This is a genomic window from Nonomuraea sp. NPDC003201, from assembly GCF_053590415.1.
The window spans coordinates 1-1458 of sequence record NZ_JBSFTC010000736.1 but is presented as its reverse complement, the minus strand read 5'-3'; the positions used below and the strand labels follow the sequence as shown (position 1 = coordinate 1458).

General features: G+C 74.1%; 1 protein-coding gene. It reads left to right on the top strand.

Annotated elements, in window-relative coordinates:
- A partial coding sequence (locus ACWDX9_RS63270) for an FAD-binding and (Fe-S)-binding domain-containing protein (protein WP_449973445.1) occupies positions 1-1458 on the top strand: 1458 nt, incomplete at both ends.

Sequence of the window (1458 nt, the reverse complement as noted above, 5' to 3'; positions counted from 1 at the left end):
GCTGCGCGCGCTGGAGCCCGAGCTGGCGCAGGGCCTGGAACGGCTGCGCGACCGGGTCCGCGGCAACCCCGAGTCGGTGCGGCGCGTCACCGCCCAGTTCTCCCTGAAGAACACCATGGGGTACGGGCTCAACAGCTTCCTCGACCACGACACGCCCGCGCAGATCCTCGCCCACCTCGCGATCGGCAGCGAGGGGACCCTGGGCTTCGTCGCGCAGGCGGTCCTGCGCACGGTCCCGGCGCACCGCCTGGCCACGACCGGCCTGCTCGTCTTCCCCACGCTGCGCCGGGCGATGGCGGCGATGCCGCAGCTCGTCACCGCCGGCCCCGCCGCCGTCGAGCTGCTGGACGCCGAGTCCCTGCGGGTGGCCCAGCGGGACCCCAGGGCCGACGACGTCCTGCGCACGCTGACCGTACGGGACCACGCCGCGCTCCTGGTCGAGTGGCAGGAGTCGGACCCCGAAGCGCTCGCCGAGCACGAGCGCACGGCCGAGCGGCTGTTCGCCACGCTCGACCTGGCCGCCCCGGCGCGGCTGAGCAGGGACGCGGGCGGCCGGGCCGCTCTGTGGCACATCCGCAAGGGCCTGTACGCCTCCGTCGCCGGCGCCCGGCCCAGCGGCACCACCGCGCTCCTGGAGGACGTCGCCGTCCCGGTGCCCGTCCTGGCCGACCTGTGCGACGACCTGGCCGGCCTGTTCGCCAAGCACAGGTACGAGCGCAGCGTCATCTTCGGCCACGCCAAGGACGGCAACCTGCACTTCATGCTCAACGAGCGCTTCGACACCGACCTGGAGCGCTACGCCGACTTCACCGAGGACATGGTCGCCGCCGTGCTCGACCGGGGCGGCACGCTCAAGGCCGAGCACGGCACCGGCCGCGTCATGGCCCCCTTCGTCCGCCGCCAGTACGGCGACGAGCTGTTCGAGGTGATGCGCGAGGTCAAGCGCCTGTGCGACCCCGCGGGCACGCTCAACCCCGGCGTCGTCCTCACCGACGACCCGCACGCCCACCTGCGCGACCTCAAGAACGTCGTCACCGTCGAGCCCGAGGTCGACCGGTGCGTGGAGTGCGGCTACTGCGAGCCCGTCTGCCCCAGCCGCGACCTCACCACCACGCCGCGCCAGCGCATCGTGCTCCGGCGGGAGCTGGCCGCCGCCCAGGAGGCGGGTGACCACGCGCTGGCGAAACGGCTGGAGGAGGAGTACGGCTACGACGCCGTGGACACCTGCGCCGTGGACGGCATGTGCGCCACCGCCTGCCCCGTCCTCATCAACACCGGCGACCTGACCAAACGCCTGCGCGAAGAGCGCCACGGCCGCGCCGCCCGCGCGGGCTGGAAGTCCGCCGCCAAGCACTGGAACGGCGTCACCCGGGCCATGAACCTGGCCCTCGACGCCGCCGCCACGGCGCCTCCCCCGCTCGCCGAGAACGCGAGCAAGGCCGCCCGCGCCGTGGCAGG